Below are 19902 nucleotides of genomic sequence, written 5' to 3' on the forward strand. Positions count from 1 at the left end.
GGAAGTTCATCGTCGCTCGGGCCACGCGGGCAGCAGCGCATCGCGACCGTTCTCGCGGATCAGCACGAGCGGATAGCCGAACGCGTCGCTCGCGCGCGCCGGCGTCAGCACGTCGAGCACGGGGCCCGCCCACGCATGGCCGCGGCCGTCGAGCAACAGCGCGTGCGTCGCGAAACGCCGCGCGAGATTCAGGTCGTGACACGAGAACAGCACCGTGCGCGGGCCCGCGTCGAGCCACGCGGCCAACGCGGTCAGGCCGTCGATCTGGTGATGCAGGTCGAGATGCGCGAGCGGCTCGTCGAGCAGCATCAGCGGCGCGTCCTGGCACAGCGTCGCGGCCAGCGCGACACGCTGCCGCTCGCCGCCCGACAGCGACAGCACGTCGCGCGACGCGAGCGCGCTCAGCCCGAACGTCGCGAGCGCGTCGCGCGCTGCCGCGCGGTCTGCCTCGCGCTCCCAGCCCCAGCCGCCGAGATACGGAAAGCGGTTGAGCAGCACCGTGTCGAATACCGTCGCGCTAAAAGCGTCGTGCAGTTGCTGCGGCATCAGCGCGCGGCGCCGGGCGAGCTGTTCGGGCGGCCAGGCGGCGAGCGGCCGGCCGTCGATCTCGACCTGCCCGCCGGCGGGCCGCTGCAGGCCCGCCAGCGTCGCGAGCAGCGTCGTCTTGCCGGCGCCGTTCGGCCCCGCGACACACCAGATCTCGCCGGGCCGGAACACCTGCGTGAAGCCGTCGAGCAGGGTCCGTGCGCCGGCCCTCAGCGTGAGGTCGAGCGCCGCATAGGTCATGTCGCCGGCGGTGTGCGGCGAGACATGCGTCATCGCATCGGTCTCCTCAGCAACATCCACAGGAACACCGGCACACCGATCAACGCGGTCATCACGCCGACCGGCAATTGCGCGGGCGCGATGGCGGTGCGCGCGAGCAGGTCGGCCGCCATCACGCCGCCGCCGCCCGCGAGCATCGCGGCGGGCAGCAGCATGCGCTGGTCGTTGCCGAATGCGAGCCGCAGCGCGTGCGGCACGACGAGGCCGACAAAACCGATCGTGCCGGCCGTCGTCACCGCGGCCGCGGCGGCCAGCGACGCGACGAGGTAGATCCGCATGCGCAGCCGCGCGACCGGCACGCCGAGCGCGAGCGCGGTCGCGTCGCCACGCAGCAGCACGTTGAGCTGCGGCGCGGCCGGCAGCGCGACGCAGGCGGCCAGCAGCAGCGCGCCCCATGCGAACCAGGGCGCCGTCACGCCGTTCAGATCGCCCGTCAGCCAGAAGATGATGCCGCGCAGCCGCGCGTCGGGCGCGAGCGACAGCAGCAGCGTGACGAGCGCGCCCCACCCGGCCGCGATCACGACCCCCGTGAGCAGCAGCCGCGGCGACGCGTCGCGCGCATCGCCGCGCCACAGTTCGCGGCGCGCAAGCCCGAGCACGAGCGCGACCGACACGAGCGCGCCGGCGAACGCGGCCGCATCGACGAGCCACCACGCGGCGCCCGCGATCATCGCGACGAGCGCGAAGCCGGCCGCGCCGCCCGACACGCCGAGCACGTACGGTTCCGCGAGCGGATTGCGCAACAGCACCTGCAGCAGCGCACCGGCCAGCGCGAGCAGCGCGCCGCACGCGAAGCCCGCGAGCGCACGCGGCAGCCGCAACGTGCGCACGATGTCGGCGAGCAGTGCGTCGCCGCCGTGCGGCACGAGCGACGCGAGCGCCTGCCACGGCGACATCGGCACGCTGCCGATCGACAGCGACGCGACGAACAGCAACGCGACCACGGCCGCGAGCGCGACCCAGATCGCGGCGGCACGTGCGGCGCTCATGCGCCGCACGGCATCGCGCATGACGCGTGACGCTTTCGCTGACCGTCATGGCCGGCCGGGCGCGGCACCGGCGTCGCGCTCCGGCGTGTCGTAGGCATACGCAAGCTCGTCATCCTCGTCGAACAGGTTGTTGATGCGTGCACGGACGAACCGTGCCCGGTGATGTCATCGCACGCACGGTCAGGATGCCATGCGCGGCATGACGCATGATTCACGGCCGGCGACGCCCCATACCGCGCGCGACGATCGGCACCCGGATTCCGCATTTCGTCGCCCGGGACCCGCGATGCGGCGGCCGGCCGCGTGCCGGTCGCACCGACGTGACACGCGCGCGATCCGTCGCGCCGCATCCTCGCACGGCCCACGTTCTGCGCAATATAGTGGAAGCCGCCGCAGCGGGTCGATCGGCATCGCGCTTGCGTCACCGTCAGGCACGCTCGGTGCGGCAACCACGGCGGCCGGCAGCAAGGGGACAGCGTCGCGCCACGCGACCGGGCGCGGTGCCGCGACGACCGGCGTCGTCGCCGATCCGGACGAATCGGCGTGCGCTGCGCTCCGCGCGATGGCGGCAGGCGACATTGCGCAGCGTGCGCCGCACGCCGTGCGAACGATTGGGGTCAGCATCGAAGACAAGTCCCGTGAAGCACTGCGCGCCCCGCTTCCCCGCGGGCCGTGCGTCATGAAGCCGTGCAGGCTCCTCGCCTCGGCCGGTATCCGGGCTGGCGGCGTACCGGCTCGCCTTCCCGCGCGTATCACGCGCAGTGGCCCGCGCCAGCGTGCGACCTGCACGCGAAACGCACCCGAGCCGGCCTGCGTCATGCGACGCGGCCGCTTACCGTTGCGGGGGCAGCGCAGGTTGGCGAACTCCGGGCGGAGCACGCGCCCTGCTTCCCGTTTAACCGCGCGACGCACGCGCGAGCACCGAGGCGGCGCCAGTTTAGGAGCGGGCCGCGCGAGCGTCAAGGAAGCGTCCGGACGCATGCGGAACACGTGCCGGACCCGTGTATTCGCGGCAAGAAGCGGGGGTGTTACGACTGGAAACGTTACAGATGTCGGAATGCGCGTTATTCCGCGCTAAAATGCTGGGTCTTTAGAGGACGCAGCAAATGCTCAACGAACTCGAAACTTTATCTCAAAATATTGGCCGTCTGATCTCGCTGAACAAGCGCTATCACTCGGAACGGCTCGCGCTCGAGGAGCAGGTCGCGCAATTGCGCGCGGAAGCGGACACGGTCCGCGCGGAACTCGCGCAACTGCGCGACGAACGCAATGCGCTCGCGGCCGAGCGCGACACGCTGTCGGCAAAGATCGACGACGCCCAGGTCAAACTGAATGCGATTCTCGAAAAGCTGCCGCGCACGAAGAGCGCGGAGCAAGCCGACAACCAGCTCGACCTGCTGGATGCGCAGGCGCGCACGGACAGCGACGACGCGGCCAGCCACGGAGAACATGCATGAGCACCAAGCAGATCGAAGTCTCGATTCTCGGTCAGCCCTATCGGCTCGCCTGTTCGGCCGAGACCGAAGCGGCGCTGCTCGAGGCCGTCGCACGCGTCGACGCAGAAATGTCGAAGATCCGCGCGAACAGCTCGGTGCGCGGCACCGACCGCATCGCGGTCATGGCCGCGCTGTCGCTCGCGTCCGAATTGCTGCGGCTGCAAACGAGCGTGCGTCACGGTGAAGCATTTCCGGCGGAAGAAATCCGTCGTACAATGCACCAGATGAACGAACAACTCGGCGCGGTGCTCGCACAGCACGAGACGCAGTAACGTTTGATCGATGCGTCGATTCCCCTTGATCTCGGCGATCAACGGTGGTCAAATTGGCGCAACGAAACACAGTTCAGTCAGCTTCCCTGCCTGGTTCGCCAAGGTCATATATTCCTTGAACCAATGCCATGTGCACGGTTGCGGAAATTTGTAGCACGGGCGCGCGCGTCACTCTGTCTGATGTACCCGAAGTGCTGCTAACTGCGACCAATTCTGAACCCCAGGTTCAGGATGCCGGCCTAGCGGCCAAGGCGGGGGCCTATTCAACGGCATCGGGAAGTCCCGATGCCGTTTCCTTTTGCAGCAGCCCTTTCTGCGTCGATCACGATCCATGCAATACTGGCTGATGAAGTCCGAACCGGACGAAGCAAGCATCGACGATCTCGCGCACGCGCCGCAGCACTCGCTGCCGTGGACCGGCGTGCGCAACTATCAGGCGCGCAATTTCATGCGCGACACGATGAAGATCGGCGACGGCGTGCTCTTCTATCATTCGAGCTGCCCGGAACCGGGCATCGCGGGCCTCGCCGAAGTCTCGTCGACGCCCTACCCCGACCCCACCCAGTTCGATCCGGCAAGCCCGTATTACGATCCGAAGTCGACGCAGGAGGCACCGCGCTGGCTGCTCGTCGACGTGCGCTTCGTGAAGAAGTCGCCGCTCGTGCCGCTCGCCGCGCTGCGCGAACACGACGAACTCGCCGACATGCGCGTGCTCGCACGCGGCAACCGGCTGTCGATCACGCCCGTCACGCGTGCCGAGTGGCGCTTCATCACCGAAAAGCTGATGAAGTAGGCGTACGCAGCAAGCACACGCCAAAGGTCAAATCCGGTCAACACGCGCCACCGCCACGGAACTCGCGGCGCGTTCGCGCAGCCTAAGCAACCGCTGTCGCCGCGATCGGGCGGCGGCCGTTTTTCGTCGCGCGGTACGCCCGCGTCGCGCACGCGTGATCCGCGTGCGCGCCCTCGCACAAGGAGTCCAACAATGACCAAGAAATCCGCACTCGCGCTGTCGCTCGCCCTCGCCGCCGCCGTGCCCGTCGCGCTGACGCTCGCGTCGCCCGCCGCGCATGCGCAGACCGCGAACCCGCACTTCCCGGAGCCGGCGGGCGTGCTGTCGCTGTCGTCGCAGGCCAGCGCCGACGTGCCGCAGGACATCATCCACATCACGCTGTTCTACGAACAGCAGGCGAAAGACCCGGGCAGCCTGACGTCGGCGCTGAACCAGCGCGCCGACGCCGCGCTCGCGCAGGCGAAGGGCGTGTCGGGCGTCACCGCGCACACCGGCGCGTTCTCCGTCTATCCGAGCACCGATCGCGACGGGAAGATCTCCGCATGGCGCGGTCGTACCGAAGTCGTGCTCGAATCGCGCGATTTCGCGGCGGCGTCGAAGCTCGCGGGCCAGTTGTCGAACCAGATGCAGATCGCGAACGTCGAGTTCTCGTTGTCACCCGAAGCGCAGCGCGCGGCCGAGCAGAAGCTCACGACCGAAGCGATCAAGTCGTTCCGCGCACGCGCGGACGAAGCCGCGAAGGCGTTCGGCTACAACAGCTACTCGATTCGCGACGTGAACGTCGGCGGCAGCCGCAACGTGCAGCCGTACCCGCGCATGATGGCGATGGCCGCCGCACCGATGGACAGCGCGAAGATGAGCGCGCCGATTTCGGTCGAAGGCGGCAAGGCGACCGTGTCGGTCACGGTCAACGGCTCGGTGCAGATGAAGTAACGCGCATTGCGCAACACGCGGCAGATGTGAAAACGCCGGCCCTCGGGCCGGCGTTTTTCGTTTGCGATCCTGCGATCGACGCGCACGCCGATCGTGCGCGTCCGCATCGCATCAGGCATCACGCATCACGTGCCATGCATCACACGACTCGCACGTGACGCAACCGCATCACGCCGCGACATCACGCGACCGCATTCGCCGCGCGACGGCGATACGCCCACACCAGCAACGCGACGCCCGCGAGGATCATCGGCAACGACAGCCACTGCCCCATCGACAGGCCGAGCGCGAGCAGGCCGAGGAAGTCGTCCGGTTCGCGCGCGAATTCGACCGTGAAACGCGCGAGCCCGTAGCCGATCAGGAACAGCGCGGAGATCGCACCCATCGGCCGCGGCTTGCGCGAGAAGAAGAACAGCACGAAGAACAGCGCAATGCCTTCGAGCGCGATTTCGTAGAGCTGCGAAGGATGGCGCGGCAGCATCTGGTACTGCATGAACACGTCGGCCAGATGCCACTTCTCGACGAGCGCCGGATGCTTCGGCAGCCATGCCGCGTCATCGCGCATCGCGCCCGGGAACAGCATCGCCCACGGCGCGTTCGGATCGGTCACGCGGCCCCACAGCTCGCCGTTGATGAAGTTGCCGAGCCGCCCGGCCGCGAGCCCGGTCGGCACCATCGGCGCGACGAAGTCGGTGACCTGCAGCCAGTGGCGCTTGCGCTGCCATGCGAACAGCGCCATCGCGAGCGTCACGCCGAGGAAGCCGCCGTGGAACGACATCCCGCCTTCCCACACCTTGAACACGTCGAGCGGATGCGAGAAGTAGAAGTCGGCCTTGTAGAACAGCACGTAGCCGAGCCGGCCGCCGAGCACGGTGCCGAGCACGCCGTAGAACATCATGTCGTCGATGTCCTTCGCGGTCCAGCCCTGCGCCGCGACGTGCGGCAGCTTCAGGCGGATCCGGCCGACGACGATCGCCGCGATGAAGCCGACGAGATACATGAGGCCGTACCAGCGCACGGCCAGCGGCCCGAGGTGGATCGCTACGGGGTCGAAATTCGGGTGAATGATCATGGGTTAGCGATGAAGTTTTCGAATGCGGTACGGCGCTCGCACCGGCGCCGCACCGCGCATTGGACGGCGCCGGCGCGCCATCGTTCGCGTCACGTGGCCAGCCCCTGCGCGCGCACGACGTCGATGAAGCCGGCGAGCACGGGGCTGACGTCGCCCGTGCGCCACACGAGGCCGGTTTCGACGACCGGCGCGTCGCCGGCGAGCGGCCGGTAGACCACGCCGGTGCGCCGCAGGTTACGCAGCGACTGCGGCACCAGTGCGACACCCATGCCGGCCGACACGAGGCTGACGATCGTCTGCATCTGGATCGCCTCCTGGCCGATGCGCGGGGTTTCCCCCGCCGCGCCGTAGCAGCCCGTAATGATGTCATAAAAGCCGGGCGCCAAACGACGCGGGAAGATCACGAGCGGCAGCGCGGCCAGGTCGGCCAGATGCACGGGTTCGTCTTCGGACACGCCGTGCGCCGCGGCCGCCGGCATCGCGACCACCAGCGGCTCGCGCACGACCGGCAGGTACGACAGCCCAGCCGCGTGGCGCGGCGGCACCGGCGGAATCACGAGCCCCGCGTCGATGCGGCCCGCGACGAGTTCGTCGATCTGCACGTCGCTCGTCGCCTCCGCGAGCTGCAGCCGCACTTGCGGATAACGCGCGCCGAACGCGCGCAGCAGCGACGGCAGCAGCCCGTAATCGGCGGTCGACACGAACGCGAGCGACAGCGAACCGGCTTCGCCGCGCGCGAGGCGCCGTGCGAGCGGCGGCAGCGCGTCGGCCGACGCGAGCAGCCGGCGCACGTCGGGCAACAGCGCCGCACCGACCGCCGTCAGCGCGACCGAGCGCTTGGTGCGCGCGAACAGCGCGACGCCGAGCGTGTCCTCCAGTGCCCGGATCGCCTGCGACAGCGGCGGCTGCGTCATCGACAGGCGCTCGGCCGCGCGGCCGAAATGGCGCTCGTCGGCCACGGTCACGAAATAGCGCCACTGGCGCAGGTCCGGCGTCGGTTCGGCCATCTCTCACTCATTCGTAAAACGACTTAATAAGCGACAAATAATATATTGGACATCCCAAACCGGAAACTCCATGCTTGACTGATCCGAACCGGTGCGCCGATCGCGGGCGTCGCCAATACAACGATGGAGTCCCCCATGCCGTACAACCGTCGCTCGAAGCACATCACGCAAGGCGTGGCCCGTTCGCCGAACCGCTCGATGTATTACGCCCTCGGCTACCAGAAGGACGATTTCGACAAGCCGATGATCGGCATCGCGAACGGCCACTCGACGATCACGCCGTGCAACTCGGGCCTGCAGCGGCTGTCCGATGCCGCCGTCGCGGCGGTGAAGGCGGCCGATGCCAACCCGCAGATCTTCGGCACGCCGACGATCTCGGACGGCATGTCGATGGGCACCGAGGGGATGAAGTACTCGCTGGTGTCGCGCGAGGTGATCGCCGACTGCATCGAGACCTGCGTACAGGGCCAGTGGATGGACGGCGTGGTGGTGGTCGGCGGCTGCGACAAGAACATGCCGGGCGGGATGATCGCGCTCGCGCGCCTGAACGTGCCGGGCATCTACGTGTACGGCGGCACGATCCGCCCCGGCCACTGGAAGGGCCGCGACCTGACGATCGTGTCGTCGTTCGAGGCGGTCGGCGAGTTCACCGCGGGCCGGATGTCGCAGGAAGACTTCGAAGGGGTCGAGAAGAACGCGTGCCCGACGTCGGGCTCGTGCGGCGGGATGTACACCGCGAACACGATGAGCTCGTCGTTCGAGGCGCTCGGCATGTCGCTGATGTACTCGTCGACGATGGCGAACCCCGATCAGGAGAAGGTCGATTCGGCCGCCGAATCGGCACGCGTGCTGGTCGAGGCCGTGAAGCGCGACCTGAAGCCGCGCGACATCATCACCAAGGCGTCGATCGAGAACGCGGTATCGCTGATCATGGCGACCGGCGGCTCGACCAATGCGGTGCTGCACTATCTCGCGATCGCGCACGCGGCCGAGGTCGACTGGACGATCGACGACTTCGAGCGCATCCGCAAGCGCGTGCCGGTGATCTGCGACCTGAAACCGTCGGGCCAGTACGTCGCGACCGACCTGCACCAGGCCGGCGGCATCCCGCAGGTGCTGCGGATCCTGCTCGATGCGGGGCTGCTGCACGGCGACTGCATGACGATCACCGGCCGCACGATCGCCGAGGAGCTGAAGGACGTGCCGGGCGTGCCGCGCGCGGACCAGAAAGTGATCTTCCCGATCGATCGCGCGCTGTACAGGGAAGGCCATCTCGCGATCCTGAAGGGCAATCTCGCGGAAGACGGCGCGGTGGCGAAGATCACCGGTCTGAAGAACCCGGTGATCACGGGCCCGGCGCGCGTGTTCGACGACGAGCAAAGCGCGATGGACGCGATCCTCGGCGACCGGATCCGCGCGGGCGACGTGCTGGTGCTGCGCTATCTCGGCCCACAAGGCGGCCCCGGCATGCCGGAAATGCTCGCGCCGACGTCGGCAATCATCGGCAAGGGGCTCGGCGAATCGGTCGGCTTCATCACCGACGGCCGCTTCTCGGGCGGCACCTGGGGGATGGTGGTCGGGCACGTCGCGCCCGAAGCGTTCGTCGGCGGCACGATCGCGCTCGTGCAGGAAGGCGACTCGATCACGATCGACGCGCACCGGCTGGTGCTGCAGCTGAACGTCGACGATGCGGAACTCGCGCGCCGGCGCGCCGCGTGGAAGCAGCCGGCGCCGCGCTACACGCGCGGCGTGCTCGCCAAGTTCGCGGCGCTCGCGCGTCCGGCGAACCAGGGCGCCGTCACCGGCTGATGCGGCGCGCGGGGCATGCGACCCCATTGCGAACGGCCGCCGGGGAAACGCGCAAAACGCGCTTTCCCTTTGCTTTTATAATGCGCGGACCGTGAAGCCGGCCGTCTCCGCCGGCGGAGAACCGCATGAAACAGACGATATTGCGCGCGCTGCTCGTGGCGCTGCTGACCGGCAGCGCGGCGGCGGCACACGCCGACTCGGCCGGCGACGGGTTCGCGCTCGCGCAGCGCAAGAACTGCATGGCCTGCCATGCGGTCGGCAAGCCGCTGATGGGCCCGTCGTTCCACGACATCGCCGGCAAGTACGTGGCGCGCACCGACGCCGTCGATTACCTCGCGCAATCGATCGTGAAAGGCAGCGTCGGGGTGTGGGGTGGCGTGCCGATGCCCGCCAATACGCAGTTGACGAGCGCAGAAGCGCACACGCTCTCGCAATGGGTGCTGTCGCTGCGCTGAACCGGATGACCGGATGCGTACACCGCGCCTTGCGCCCGGCAGCGTTCCGCGCTTGTCGTTGCAACCGGCCGGCAATCGTCAGCGACGATGACTGGAGCCGCGCCCGCGGCCCCTGCGCACGAAACGTGCGGCGGGCTCAGCCTGAATGACCGGTCCGGCGGCGGGCGATCTCCGCATCGACCGCGTCGCGAACCCACTCCATCACTTCGGTTTCGAGCGCCAGCGCCACTTCGCGCGTGATCTGGCCGACGAGCCAGGCCGTATGGTCGTGCAACGCGTCGCGACAGCGGGCCTCGATGGCCTCGCGCCCTTCGCCGGTCAGATAATTCGTCAGCCGATTGCGCAGACGCTCGGCGATATGCTGCGTGTCCTCCACCGTCAGCGCGGCGGCTACATGCGCGTCCGGATGCGACGCGCCGGTGAGTTGAGCGGTAGCCAGCCCGCCGGCAGCCGGTGCAATCACGTGGGACAGCATCGCTTCGCCAGCATCGCGCGGCATCGCGGCAACGCCGGCCTGCTGCGCGTCGTCGGCGGCCAGCGCGGAGCGCAGCGGCGCCTGCGCCGCGGCCGACTCCTCGGCGACGACGTGCCCGGCGGCACCGGGTTGCGCCGGCGCATCGCTGTCGCCCGGCAATTCGACGGTCGGGATGTCCGGCGTCGGCACCGGCTCGACCACCACGAACTCGGGGTCGGTGCCCGGCTGCTCCGGCGCGGCGGACGCCCGAGCCGGATGGCCTGATACCAGCACGTCGGTCAGCACCGGCACCGCGGCAACGTCGTGCGGCGGCGCGTCGGCCGCGGACGAACGCGCCGGCACCGGCTTGCCCGGCACCAGCACGTCGGTCAGCGTCGGGATCGAAGAGGATTCGGCTTGTGTCACGGGAACGCTCCGTCGACGGTTTCGGCTAACTGCCCTGCTTGTAGTTGTTCAGCGCGTAGCCGCGATCGCGATAGAAGCGGTAGCGGTCGCGGCCCGCGGCCAGCTCGTCCGGCGCATTGCCGACCACTTCGAGCAGGCGCTCGAAGCGGGCGAACTGCGCGGGTACGGCCGCGCCGAGGTTCAGCAGCACATGATGATGCGGCGCCTGGTCGAGATCGGCGGCCAGCACGATCGGCGTGCCGGCCGCGTGCGCGCTGTCGACGCCGCAGTGCGGAATGAAATCGAGCGGCGAGAACGTCCAGAGCCGCTCGTCGAGCGCACGCAGGCGCGCGGGCTCCGCGAGCACGACGACCGGCTGCCCGGCCTGGTAGGCCTTGCGCAGCAGCCGGCATGCGTATGCGAGCGAATCGCCGACGTTCGAATGGAAATCGATTCGCGTCATTGCCCGCGTACCCGCATCGTCGTGAGACCTGCCATCACTGGCCGGCGCGGTCGATCAGGAACTGCGCGAGCAGCGGCACCGGACGGCCGGTCGCGCCCTTCGCCGCGCCACCCTTCCATGCGGTGCCGGCGATGTCCAGGTGCGCCCACGGATAGCTGTCGGTGAAGCGCGACAGGAAGCACGCCGCCGTCACGGCACCGGCCGGACGCCCGCCGATGTTCGCGATGTCCGCGAAATTCGACTTCAGCTGATCCTGGTACTCATCGTCGAGCGGCATGCGCCATGCCGGATCGTTCGCTTCGCGCGATGCGTCGAGCAGTTCGCCAGCGAGTGCGTCGTCCTTCGAGAACAGGCCGCTGTTGTGGGCGCCGAGCGCGATCACGCAGGCGCCCGTGAGCGTCGCCACGTCGATCACCGCGGCTGGCTTGAAGCGCTCCGCATAAGTGAGCGCGTCGCACAGGATCAGGCGGCCCTCGGCGTCGGTGTTGAGCACCTCGATCGTCAGCCCCTTCATGCTGGTGACGATGTCGCCCGGCTTGGTCGCGTTGCCGCCCGGCATGTTCTCGCAGGTCGGCACGATCGCGACGACGTTGATCTTCAGGCCCATTTCGGCGACCGCACGCATCGTGCCGAGCACCGAACCCGCGCCGCACATGTCGTACTTCATCTCGTCCATGCCCTCGCCCGGCTTCAGCGAGATGCCGCCCGTGTCGAACGTGATGCCCTTGCCGACCAGCACGACCGGCGCGGCCTTCGCGGCGGCGCCCTGGTAGTGCAGCACGATGAACTGCGGCGGCTCGACCGACGCGCGCGCGACCGACAGGAACGAGCCCATCTTGAGCGCCTGGATCTGCTTCAGGCCGAGCACCTCGACCTTCAGACCCCAATCCTTCGCGATCTTCTTCGCGGTGTTGCCGAGATAGGTCGGCGTGCACACGTTGCCCGGCAGGTTGCCGAGGTCGCGCGTGAGATCCATCCCGTTCGCCAGCGCGACGGCCTGCTTGACCGCCAGCTTGGCGGCCTTCTCATCGGCCGGATCGACGCTGAACACGACGCGCTTGAGCGTGTGCGACGCCGGTTCCGGCTTGCTCTTCATCTGCGTGAAGCGGTAGGTCTCGTTGCGCAGCGCGAGAATCGCCGCCCGCACACCCCAGTCGGAGCCGCGCTCGTCGACCGGCAGTTGCGCGAGCGAGAACGTGACCTGGCCGACCTTGGTCGCGAGCAGCGCGCGCCATGCGGCCGTCACTGCGTCGTTGTAGGCTTTCTGATTGAAAGCATCCTGCTTGCCGAGGCCGACGAGCAGCACGCGCGATGCGCCGATGCCCGACACTTCGTGCAGGAACAGCGTCTTGCCGCGCTTGCCGTCCATGTCGCCGGCCTTCACCACGCGCGAGATCAGCCCCTTGGTGGCCGTGTCGATGTCGAGCGCCGCGCCCGAGAGAGTCTGCGCCTCGAAGATGCCGAGCACGATGCAGTCGGACTTCCCGGTCAGGAACCCCTTGGCCTCGCCTTTGCTCCAATCACAGCCTTTTATGCTAAAGTCCATCGCGCTTGTCCTCGGATAAAATCTGGGCTAAGGATGAAAGCCGCAATTATCCGCTATTTTTCCCGTGGCGGCGCGAGCGCTCCACCACGCGTGCGCAGCCTCCCGCCCTCTTCTCATCAAGAATGATCTTCGAACGCTCCCTCCAGCGCGAGCTTGCGTATACGGCTGGCGCCGTGTTCATGGTGCTGCTCACGATCATGCTCACGACGATGATGATCCGCATCGTCGGCTATGCCGCGTCCGGCGAAATCGATCCGCGCGACGTGCTCGTGCTGATCGGCCTGACCGTGATCGGCTACCTCGCCGTGATGCTCGTCGTCACGCTGTTCGTGTCGATCCTGTTCGTGCTGACCCGGTGGTACCGGGACTCCGAAATGGTGGTCTGGCTTGCATCCGGCGTGAGCCTCACGCGCCTGATCAAGCCGATCGGCGTGTTCGCCACGCCGATCGTCCTGCTGATCGCGTTCTTCGCGTTCGTCGGCTGGCCGTGGTCGAACCAGCAGAGCAAGATGATCAAGGCGCGCTTCCAGCAGCGCGACGAGATCTCGCTGCTCGCGCCGGGCCAGTTCCGCGAATCGGCCTCGAACCATCGCGTGTTCTTCATCGAGAAGATGTCGCCGGACCAGAGCAAGGTGCAGAACGTGTTCGTCACGTCGACCGAGAACGGCAAGGTCAACGTCGTCGTGTCGCACACCGGCCATACCGAAACGAAGGACGGCGATCGCTTCGTCGTACTGGAAGACGGCCGCCGCTACGACGGCACGCCCGGCCAGCCGAACTTCAAGATCATGGAGTTCCAGCGCTACGGCGTGAAGATCACGAGCACCCCGGTCACCAACGTGCCGACCACCAACAGCACGCCGACACCGGACCTGCTGCGCAACCCGACGCGCGACAACCTCGCGGAATTCGCGTGGCGCGCGGGGCTGCCGCTGATCGCGATCAACCTGATGGTGCTCGGCATTCCGCTGTCGTACCAGAACCCACGCCGCAGCCGCACGATCAACCTCGTGATGGCCGTGCTGATCTACCTGACGTACTCGAACCTGCTGAACGTCGTGCAGGCACAGATCGAGCAGGGCAAGATGTCGTTCGGCGTCGGCCTCGTCGGCCTGCACCTGGTCGTCGCGGCGATCGTCGCGTTCATCTTCTGGTTGCGCGTGCGCAATCGTCCGCTGTTTACACGCGCGCTGTTCGGCCGCTCGGGAGCATGATCGATGCGGCTCTATGAAAAATACTTCGCGCGGCAGATCTACGTCACGTTCATCTTCATCCTGTTCGCGTTCTCGGGCCTGTTCTTCTTCTTCGACCTGATCAGCGAACTGAACTCGGTCGGGCACGGCAACTACAAATTCGGCTACGCGGTGCTGCGCGTCGCGCTGCAAACCCCGTCGCGCTTCTACGAGATCATCCCGGTCGCCGCGCTGATCAGCGCGATCTACGTGTTCGCGCAGATGGCCGCGAACTCGGAATTCACGATCTTCCGCGTGTCGGGCCTCGCGACCAACCAGGCGCTGCGCTCGCTGCTGAAGATCGGCGTCCCGCTCGTGATCATCACCTACCTGATCGGCGAGTTCGTCGGCCCGTACGCCGACCAGCTGTCCGAACGCGTGCGGCTGCAGGCGCTCGGCGCGTCGGTGTCGTCGAACTTCCAGTCGGGCGTGTGGGTGAAGGACACGCTCGCGGCCCGCGAGAACGGCGAGCAGGTCACGCGCTTCGTGAACGTCGGCAGCCTGTCGCCCGACTCGACGATCAGCAACGTGCGCATCTACGAGTTCGACTCGAAATTCCAGCTGCAGAACGTGCGGATCGCGCAGACGGGCCGCTACGAGCCGCCCGGCCACTGGTTGCTCAAGGGCGTCACGGAAACCGAACTGACGCCGATCAAGCCGATCGGCGGCGAACCGGCCGACGCGCTGAACCCCGTGTACCGGTCGCAGCAGGTGACGCTGCCCGAATACCGGCTGCGCTCGGACCTGACGCCGCAGATCCTGTCGGTGCTGCTCGTGTCGCCGGAACGGATGTCGCTCATCAACCTGTTCCGCTACATCCAGCACTTGCGCGAAAACCAGCAGGACACGCAGCGCTACGACATCGCGCTGTGGCGCAAGCTGCTCTACCCGTTCGCGGTGTTCGTGATGCTCGTGCTGTCGCTGCCGTTCGCGTACCTGCACACGCGTGCCGGCGTGGTCGGCGTGAAGGTGTTCGGCGGCATCATGCTCGGCATGAGCTTCCAGCTGCTCAACACGCTGTTCTCGCACATCGGCACGCTGAACACGTGGCCCGCGCCGCTGACCGCGGCGACGCCGGGCCTCATCTATCTCGCGCTCGGCCTGTTCGCGCTCAAGTGGGTCGACCGGCACTGAGCGCGGTCACGACGGAGGCTTCGACATGAGTTCGCACGGCATCGTCCTGTTCGGCCACGGCGCACGCGATCCGCGCTGGGCCGAGCCGTTCGAGCGGCTCGCCGCGCGGCTGCGCGGGGCCGGCTCCCCTGCTCCGCACGTGTCGCTCGCGTTTCTCGAACTGATGACGCCGTCGCTCGATACGGCCGTCGCCGCGCAAGTCGCGGCCGGCTGCACGCGCATCACCGTGGTGCCCGTGTTCTTCGGTCAGGGCGGGCACGTCCGCCGCGACCTGCCGCAGCTCGTCGACGCGTGCCGCGCCACGCATCCGGGCGTCGAGATCCGTTGCGCGACGGCTGTCGGGGAAGACGACGGCGTGCTCGATGCGATCGCGCGCTACTGCATCGACCAGGTCGGCCGCGACGCGTAAGCGCATCGCTGGCCGAAGCGGCGAGCCCAAACGAAAAAGCGCCGGCTTCGGAAGCCGGCGCTTTTTTTGCCTGCGGATCGCACGTTTGACTCAGGCCGCATCCTGCAACGCACCGCCCTCTTTCACGTGCCGCACGCGTTCGGCGAACGCATCGCCGATCATCAGCAGGCTCGGTTCCGCCGGGTCGAGCCACGCCTGCGCGCCGCCCGCCGCCATCTGCCCGAGCGTCAGCGTCAGCGTGCGCTCGCGCGCGGTGCTGCAAGCCTCGACGATCGCCACCGGCGTCGCGCTCGCACGGCCCGCGTCGATCAGTTCCTGCGCGATGCCCGGCGCACTGTCGCGGCCCATGTAGTAGACGATCGAATCGGCGCGCGCGGCCTCGCGAATCTCGTCGCTGCCCGGTGCGCGGCTGTGCGTCGCGAACGCGACGCTGCGCGACACGCCGCGCAACGTCAGCGAGCGCTTCAGCGTCGCCGCGCCGGCCAGCGCCGCGGTGATGCCCGGCACGACCTCGTAGTCGATGCCCGCCGCTTCGAGCGCGCGCATTTCCTCTTCGGCGCGACCGAACAGCATCGGGTCGCCGCCCTTCAGGCGCACCACGCACGCGTGCTCGCGCGCCGCGTCGACGATCTGCTTGTTGATGAAATGCTGCGCGGTCGAACGCTGCCCGCAACGCTTGCCGACCGCGATCTTGCGCGCGTTCGGTGCGTAGTCGAGCATCGCCGGCTCGACGAGCGCGTCGTGCAGCACGACGTCGGCTTGTTCGAGCAGCCGCATGCCGCGCACCGTGATGAGGTCCGCGGCGCCCGGCCCTGCTCCGATCAGATATACCTTGCCCATGTTTGTCGCTTCGCTTGGGGTCCTGCTCGTGCGGACGGCGGCCGGCCCGCGCCGCCGCGAGGGCGGCGCTGACCGCCGGTTAAGCCCGTTACGCCGAGAACGCCCGAATCATGCCGGCGGCGACCGTGTGGTGCGTCGCCTCGTCGATCAGCACGAACGCGCCCGTGCCCGGGTGCGCATCGTAGGTGTCGCAGACGATCGGCTTCTGCAGCGTCAGCGCGACGCGGCCGATGTCGTTCATCTTCAGTTCCTGGCGGTCGGTCGCGTGCGACAGCGTATGCACGTCGAGCACTTCCTTGACCGCGCCGATCTTCGCGAACACCGTGCTCGTGGTCTGCTTCAGCAGGTACTTGCGCTGCGGCGACAGCGGCGTCTCGTCGAACCAGCACAGGTCCGCCTCGAGCTTCTTCGCCGGCGCGACCGTCTCGGCGGTCGTGACGAACATGTCGCCGCGCGACACGTCGACGTCCTGTTCGAGGCGAATCGTCACCGTCTGGCCCGCGAACGCGTGCGCGACCGCCGCCGTGCCGCCCGGCACCGGCGCGATGATCTCGGCGACCGTCGCAGTGCGGTTCGACGGCAGCACGACGATTTCGTCACCGACCTTCACCTCGCCCGATTCGATCCGGCCCATGTAGCCGCGGAAATCGTCGGCCGAGCTGCCGTCCTGGCGTGCGACCCACTGCACCGGGAAGCGCAGCGCGTCATGCGCCTGCGTCTCGACCGGCAGCGATTCGAGCACGTCGAGCAGCGGCTCGCCCGCGTACCACGGCATGCGCTCGCTCGCGCCGACGATGTTGTCGCCCTTCAGCGCCGACACCGGCACGAAACGCACGTCCTTCAGGCCGAGCTGCTTCGCGAGCGCGACGTACGCGTCGCGGATCTCGTTGAAGCGTGCTTCGCTGTAGTCGATCAGGTCCATCTTGTTGATCGCGACGATCACGTGCTGCAGCGCGAGCAGCTTCACGATCGCGCTGTGACGCTTCGTTTGCGGCAGCAGTTCCGCCACGCCGTTCTCGATCGTCACGCGCGTCGCGTCGACCAGGATGATCGCCGCATGCGCGGTCGATGCGCCCGTCACCATGTTGCGCGTGTACTGCTCGTGGCCCGGCGTGTCGGCGATGATGAACTTGCGCTTCGCGGTCGCGAAATAGCGGTAGGCGACGTCGATCGTGATGCCCTGCTCGCGCTCGGCTTCGAGCCCGTCCGTCAGCAGCGCGAGGTCGATCTCGTCGCCGACCGTGCGCTTGTTCTTCGCGCGCGACAGCGCGGACAGCTGGTCCGACAACACGGCCTTGCTGTCGTACAGCAGGCGGCCGATCAGCGTGCTCTTGCCGTCGTCGACGCTGCCCGCCGTGATGAAACGCAACACGCCGAGGTCTTCGGTGTTCTCGATGATGCTCATGATGTGAATGTCCTCGTGTGCTTCAGAAATAACCTTGCTTCTTGCGCTGTTCCATCGCGGCTTCGGATGCCTGGTCGTCCATCCGGGTCGCGCCGCGTTCGGTGATCTCGGTCACCGCCGTCTCGGCGATGATCTTCTCGACGTCGTCCGCGTCGCTCTCGACCGGGCACGTGCAGCTGATGTCGCCGACCGTGCGGAAGCGCACCTGCGCGAGTTCGCTCGTCTCGCCGTCACGCATCGGCGTGAGCGGCGTGACCGGCACGAGCAGCCCGTTGCGACGCACGATCTCGCGCTGGTGCGCGTAGTAGATCGACGGCAGTTCGAGGTTTTCGCGCGCGATGTACTGCCACACGTCGAGTTCCGTCCAGTTCGAGATCGGGAACACGCGCAGGTGCTCGCCGTTGTGCAGGCGCGCGTTGTACAGGCTCCACAGTTCCGGGCGCTGCGCCTTCGGATCCCACTGGCCGAATTCGTCGCGGAACGAGAAGATCCGCTCCTTCGCGCGCGCCTTCTCTTCGTCGCGGCGCGCGCCGCCGATCAGCGCCGTGTAGCCGTGCTGTTCGATCGTCTCGAGCAGCGTGACGGCCTGTGCGGCGTTGCGCGAATCGGTTTCGCGGCGCAGCACGACGGTGCCGCGCTTGATCGAATCCTCGACGTGGCCGACCACCAGCTCGGCGCCGAGCTCCTGCGCGCGGCGGTCGCGGAAGTCGATCACTTCCTCGTAGTTGTGGCCCGTGTCGATGTGCACGAGCGGGAACGGCAGCGTCGTCTTGCGGTTCGCGCCGAGGCCGAACGCCTTCAGCGCAAGGTGCAGCACGACGACCGAGTCCTTGCCGCCCGAGAACAACAGCGCCGGCTTGCTGCATTCGGCAACGAGTTCGCGCAGGATGTGGATCGACTCGGCTTCGAGCCAGTCGAGGTGGCCCATGCGGTCGTCGGCACCGGTGGGCGGGGCAAAGGCGGATTGCTCGAGCGTCGTGCTCATGATTTCAGTCCTTCTCTTCTGGGTTCGTGCCGCCCGCTGTCGCGGGCGGCGCAATATTCGGTTTCTTGTCGGCTTTCAGTGCGCGGCGCCGGCTTCGGCGTTCGCGGGAATCGGCGTGATCGTGATGTGCAGCCCGCATTCCTTCGTGTCGCGCGACTCCCACCACCAGCGGCCCGCCCGGCTGTCCTCGCCCGGGCGGATCGCGCGCGTACACGGCTCGCAGCCGATGCTCGGATAGCCGCGCGCGTGCAGCGGGTTGACCGGCACGTCGAACGCCTTCAGGTACGCCCACACGTCGGCTTCCGTCCAGTCTGCGAGCGGGTTGTACTTCGCGATCCCGCGCGCTTCGTCCTGTTCTTCCTCGTGCAGCTCCGCACGCGTGACCGACTGCTCGCGACGCTGGCCCGTGACCCACGCGCCGACGTCGGCCAGCGCGCGGTTCAGCGGCTCGACCTTGCGGATGTGGCAGCACGACTTGCGCAGCTCGACGCTTTCGTAGAACGCGTTCAGGCCGTGCTCGGCGACGTACTGGTCGACCGCGTCCTGCTGCGGATGAAACTGCTCGATCTCGTAGCCGTAGCGCTCGCGCACGCGGTCGATCATGCCCAGCGTTTCCGCATGCAGGCGGCCGGTGTTCAGCGAGAAGATGCCGATCGACACGCCCTTCGACAGGATCGCGTGCGTGAGCAGCATGTCTTCCGCGGCGAGGCTGCTCGCGAACTTCACCTTCTCGTGGCGCGCGCCGATCTGCGCGAGCAGCGCGTCGAGGCGCTCGACCTTCGCGGCCAGTTCGGGCGTCAGTGCGGTCGCGGCGCTCATGCGCTCACCTTCGCGTCGGCCGCGGCCGCGCGGCGGCGGAACAGCGGCGCCGGCTCGTCGAATGCGCCCTGGTAACGCTGCGTGAATTCGCCGAACGCGTTCAGCGCATCGTGGATGTCCTTGTCGGCACGCACCGCGAACGCGTCGAAGCCGCAACGCGACATGTACAGCAGCTGGTCGCGCAGCACGTCGCCGATCGCGCGCAGCTCGCCGGTCCAGCCGTGGCGCTCGCGCAGCAGGCGCGCGATGCTGTAGCCGCGGCCATCCGCGAAGCGCGGGAAATCGACGGCGATCAGCGAGATCGCACCGAAGTCGGCCACGAGATCGGCCGGCTCGCTGTCCGGCGCGAGCCACACGCCGAGTTCGTCCTTCGTCTTCGCGGCGACGAGCGCCGCGCGCTCGGCCTGCCACAGGGTGAACGGCACCAGCACCTTGCCGGCCGGCAATGCGTCGACCGCGGGCAGCGCACCGTCTTCCGCCGCGCGCACGACCTGCCATGCGTCGTCGATCACTGCGCGGTTCTTGATAATCGAAGCCATCTGCAAATTCCTTCTACCCG

General features: G+C 68.0%; 21 protein-coding genes, 1 other RNA gene and 1 riboswitch. Of the genes, 10 read left to right on the forward strand and 12 right to left on the reverse strand.

The genetic code is table 11. The annotated features are described in order from the left end of the window. Positions 1-6: 6 nt before the first annotated feature. Both DIE12_RS26395 and DIE12_RS26400 read right to left on the reverse strand, forming a co-directional pair. A complete protein-coding gene (locus DIE12_RS26395) occupies positions 7-819 on the reverse strand; it encodes an ABC transporter ATP-binding protein (RefSeq protein ID WP_124521539.1) in 813 nt (270 codons plus the stop codon). Further along, positions 816-1814, reverse strand: a complete 999-nt coding sequence (locus DIE12_RS26400; RefSeq protein WP_124488465.1) for an iron ABC transporter permease — start codon at positions 1812-1814, stop codon at positions 816-818. The genes DIE12_RS26395 and DIE12_RS26400 overlap by 4 nt, the downstream gene beginning before the upstream one ends. 687 nt (positions 1815-2501) lie before the next feature. After that, positions 2502-2755: riboswitch (cobalamin riboswitch) on the reverse strand. 165 nt (positions 2756-2920) lie between these two features. On the opposite strand from DIE12_RS26400, the gene DIE12_RS26405 reads away from it, so the two are divergent. The 5 genes from DIE12_RS26405 (at position 2921) to DIE12_RS26425 (ending at position 5308) form a co-directional block, all read left to right on the forward strand. Beyond that, positions 2921-3271, forward strand: coding sequence for an ATPase (locus DIE12_RS26405; protein WP_044845635.1), 351 nt, complete (start codon positions 2921-2923; stop codon positions 3269-3271). Beyond that, positions 3268-3582 carry a cell division protein ZapA gene (locus DIE12_RS26410; RefSeq protein ID WP_011885730.1) on the forward strand — a complete coding sequence of 105 codons (315 nt, stop codon included), beginning with the start codon at positions 3268-3270 and terminating at the stop codon, positions 3580-3582. Before DIE12_RS26405 ends, DIE12_RS26410 begins: the two co-directional genes overlap by 4 nt. An 80-nt stretch (positions 3583-3662) precedes the next feature. Then, a non-coding RNA gene (ssrS, locus tag DIE12_RS26415) (6S RNA) lies at positions 3663-3844 on the forward strand. Positions 3845-3913: 69 nt separating this feature from the next. After that, the gene (locus DIE12_RS26420) at positions 3914-4375 is read left to right on the forward strand and encodes an EVE domain-containing protein (RefSeq protein ID WP_044845634.1); all 462 of its coding nucleotides are present in this window, start codon (positions 3914-3916) and stop codon (positions 4373-4375) included. A 192-nt stretch (positions 4376-4567) separates the two neighbouring features. Then, a complete protein-coding gene (locus tag DIE12_RS26425) occupies positions 4568-5308 on the forward strand; it encodes an SIMPL domain-containing protein (RefSeq protein ID WP_044845633.1) in 741 nt (246 codons plus the stop codon). Between the two features lie 181 nt (positions 5309-5489). Here the strand turns inward: DIE12_RS26425 and lgt are convergent, their stop codons facing one another. Both lgt and DIE12_RS26435 read right to left on the reverse strand, forming a co-directional pair. After that, positions 5490-6380, reverse strand: coding sequence for a prolipoprotein diacylglyceryl transferase (gene lgt / locus DIE12_RS26430; protein ID WP_044845632.1), 891 nt, complete (start codon positions 6378-6380; stop codon positions 5490-5492). Between the two features lie 89 nt (positions 6381-6469). Further along, positions 6470-7387 (reverse strand): LysR substrate-binding domain-containing protein, encoded by a 918-nt coding sequence (locus tag DIE12_RS26435; RefSeq protein WP_044845631.1) that lies wholly within the window; start codon positions 7385-7387, stop codon positions 6470-6472. Positions 7388-7522: 135 nt separating this feature from the next. On the opposite strand from DIE12_RS26435, the gene ilvD reads away from it, so the two are divergent. Further along, positions 7523-9196, forward strand: a complete 1674-nt coding sequence (gene ilvD, locus DIE12_RS26440; protein ID WP_124488468.1) for a dihydroxy-acid dehydratase — start codon at positions 7523-7525, stop codon at positions 9194-9196. A 125-nt stretch (positions 9197-9321) separates the two neighbouring features. After that, entirely contained in the window at positions 9322-9651 is a 330-nt protein-coding gene (locus tag DIE12_RS26445) for a c-type cytochrome (RefSeq protein WP_124488469.1), read from the forward strand. A gap of 136 nt (positions 9652-9787) precedes the next feature. Here DIE12_RS26445 and DIE12_RS26450 read toward each other — a convergent pair whose 3' ends face one another. From DIE12_RS26450 to DIE12_RS26460, 3 genes are read right to left on the reverse strand one after another with little or no spacing between them, the layout of a single operon-like run. After that, a complete protein-coding gene (locus tag DIE12_RS26450; protein WP_124521536.1) occupies positions 9788-10531 on the reverse strand; it encodes a DUF2486 family protein in 744 nt (247 codons plus the stop codon). A 25-nt stretch (positions 10532-10556) separates the two neighbouring features. Next, positions 10557-10973 carry a DNA polymerase III subunit chi gene (locus DIE12_RS26455; RefSeq protein ID WP_006757287.1) on the reverse strand — a complete coding sequence of 139 codons (417 nt, stop codon included), beginning with the start codon at positions 10971-10973 and terminating at the stop codon, positions 10557-10559. A gap of 34 nt (positions 10974-11007) precedes the next feature. Continuing rightward, on the reverse strand, positions 11008-12519 hold the full coding sequence (locus tag DIE12_RS26460) for a leucyl aminopeptidase (protein ID WP_124521534.1): 1512 nt from the start codon (positions 12517-12519) through the stop codon (positions 11008-11010). A gap of 122 nt (positions 12520-12641) precedes the next feature. On the opposite strand from DIE12_RS26460, the gene lptF reads away from it, so the two are divergent. Genes lptF through DIE12_RS26475 form a run of 3 tightly spaced genes read left to right on the forward strand, consistent with a single transcriptional unit; the run spans position 12642 to position 15294 of the window. Then, complete coding sequence (gene lptF / locus DIE12_RS26465; protein WP_044845625.1) at positions 12642-13733, forward strand: LPS export ABC transporter permease LptF; 1092 nt, start codon at positions 12642-12644, stop codon at positions 13731-13733. A gap of 3 nt (positions 13734-13736) precedes the next feature. Further along, a complete protein-coding gene (lptG, locus tag DIE12_RS26470) occupies positions 13737-14885 on the forward strand; it encodes an LPS export ABC transporter permease LptG (RefSeq protein ID WP_124488472.1) in 1149 nt (382 codons plus the stop codon). 25 nt (positions 14886-14910) lie between these two features. Beyond that, positions 14911-15294: a sirohydrochlorin chelatase gene (locus DIE12_RS26475; protein WP_124488473.1), complete on the forward strand. Its 384-nt coding sequence runs from the start codon at positions 14911-14913 to the stop codon at positions 15292-15294. Between the two features lie 90 nt (positions 15295-15384). On the opposite strand, the gene cobA is transcribed toward DIE12_RS26475, so the two are convergent. From cobA to DIE12_RS26500, 5 genes are all read right to left on the reverse strand, one after another. Further along, the gene (cobA, locus tag DIE12_RS26480; RefSeq protein ID WP_124521532.1) at positions 15385-16134 is read right to left on the reverse strand and encodes a uroporphyrinogen-III C-methyltransferase; all 750 of its coding nucleotides are present in this window, start codon (positions 16132-16134) and stop codon (positions 15385-15387) included. Between the two features lie 88 nt (positions 16135-16222). Next, positions 16223-17539, reverse strand: coding sequence for a sulfate adenylyltransferase subunit 1 (locus DIE12_RS26485; RefSeq protein ID WP_124488475.1), 1317 nt, complete (start codon positions 17537-17539; stop codon positions 16223-16225). 22 nt (positions 17540-17561) lie between these two features. After that, positions 17562-18524 carry a sulfate adenylyltransferase subunit CysD gene (gene cysD, locus DIE12_RS26490; RefSeq protein WP_044845620.1) on the reverse strand — a complete coding sequence of 321 codons (963 nt, stop codon included), beginning with the start codon at positions 18522-18524 and terminating at the stop codon, positions 17562-17564. 75 nt (positions 18525-18599) lie between these two features. Further along, positions 18600-19343 (reverse strand): phosphoadenylyl-sulfate reductase, encoded by a 744-nt coding sequence (locus DIE12_RS26495; RefSeq protein ID WP_044845619.1) that lies wholly within the window; start codon positions 19341-19343, stop codon positions 18600-18602. Continuing rightward, positions 19340-19882 carry a DUF934 domain-containing protein gene (locus DIE12_RS26500; protein WP_044845618.1) on the reverse strand — a complete coding sequence of 181 codons (543 nt, stop codon included), beginning with the start codon at positions 19880-19882 and terminating at the stop codon, positions 19340-19342. Before DIE12_RS26500 ends, DIE12_RS26495 begins: the two co-directional genes overlap by 4 nt. Positions 19883-19902 lie beyond the last annotated feature (20 nt).

This window comes from Burkholderia sp. Bp9015, assembly GCF_003853505.1.
Taxonomy (GTDB): Bacteria; Pseudomonadota; Gammaproteobacteria; order Burkholderiales; family Burkholderiaceae; genus Burkholderia.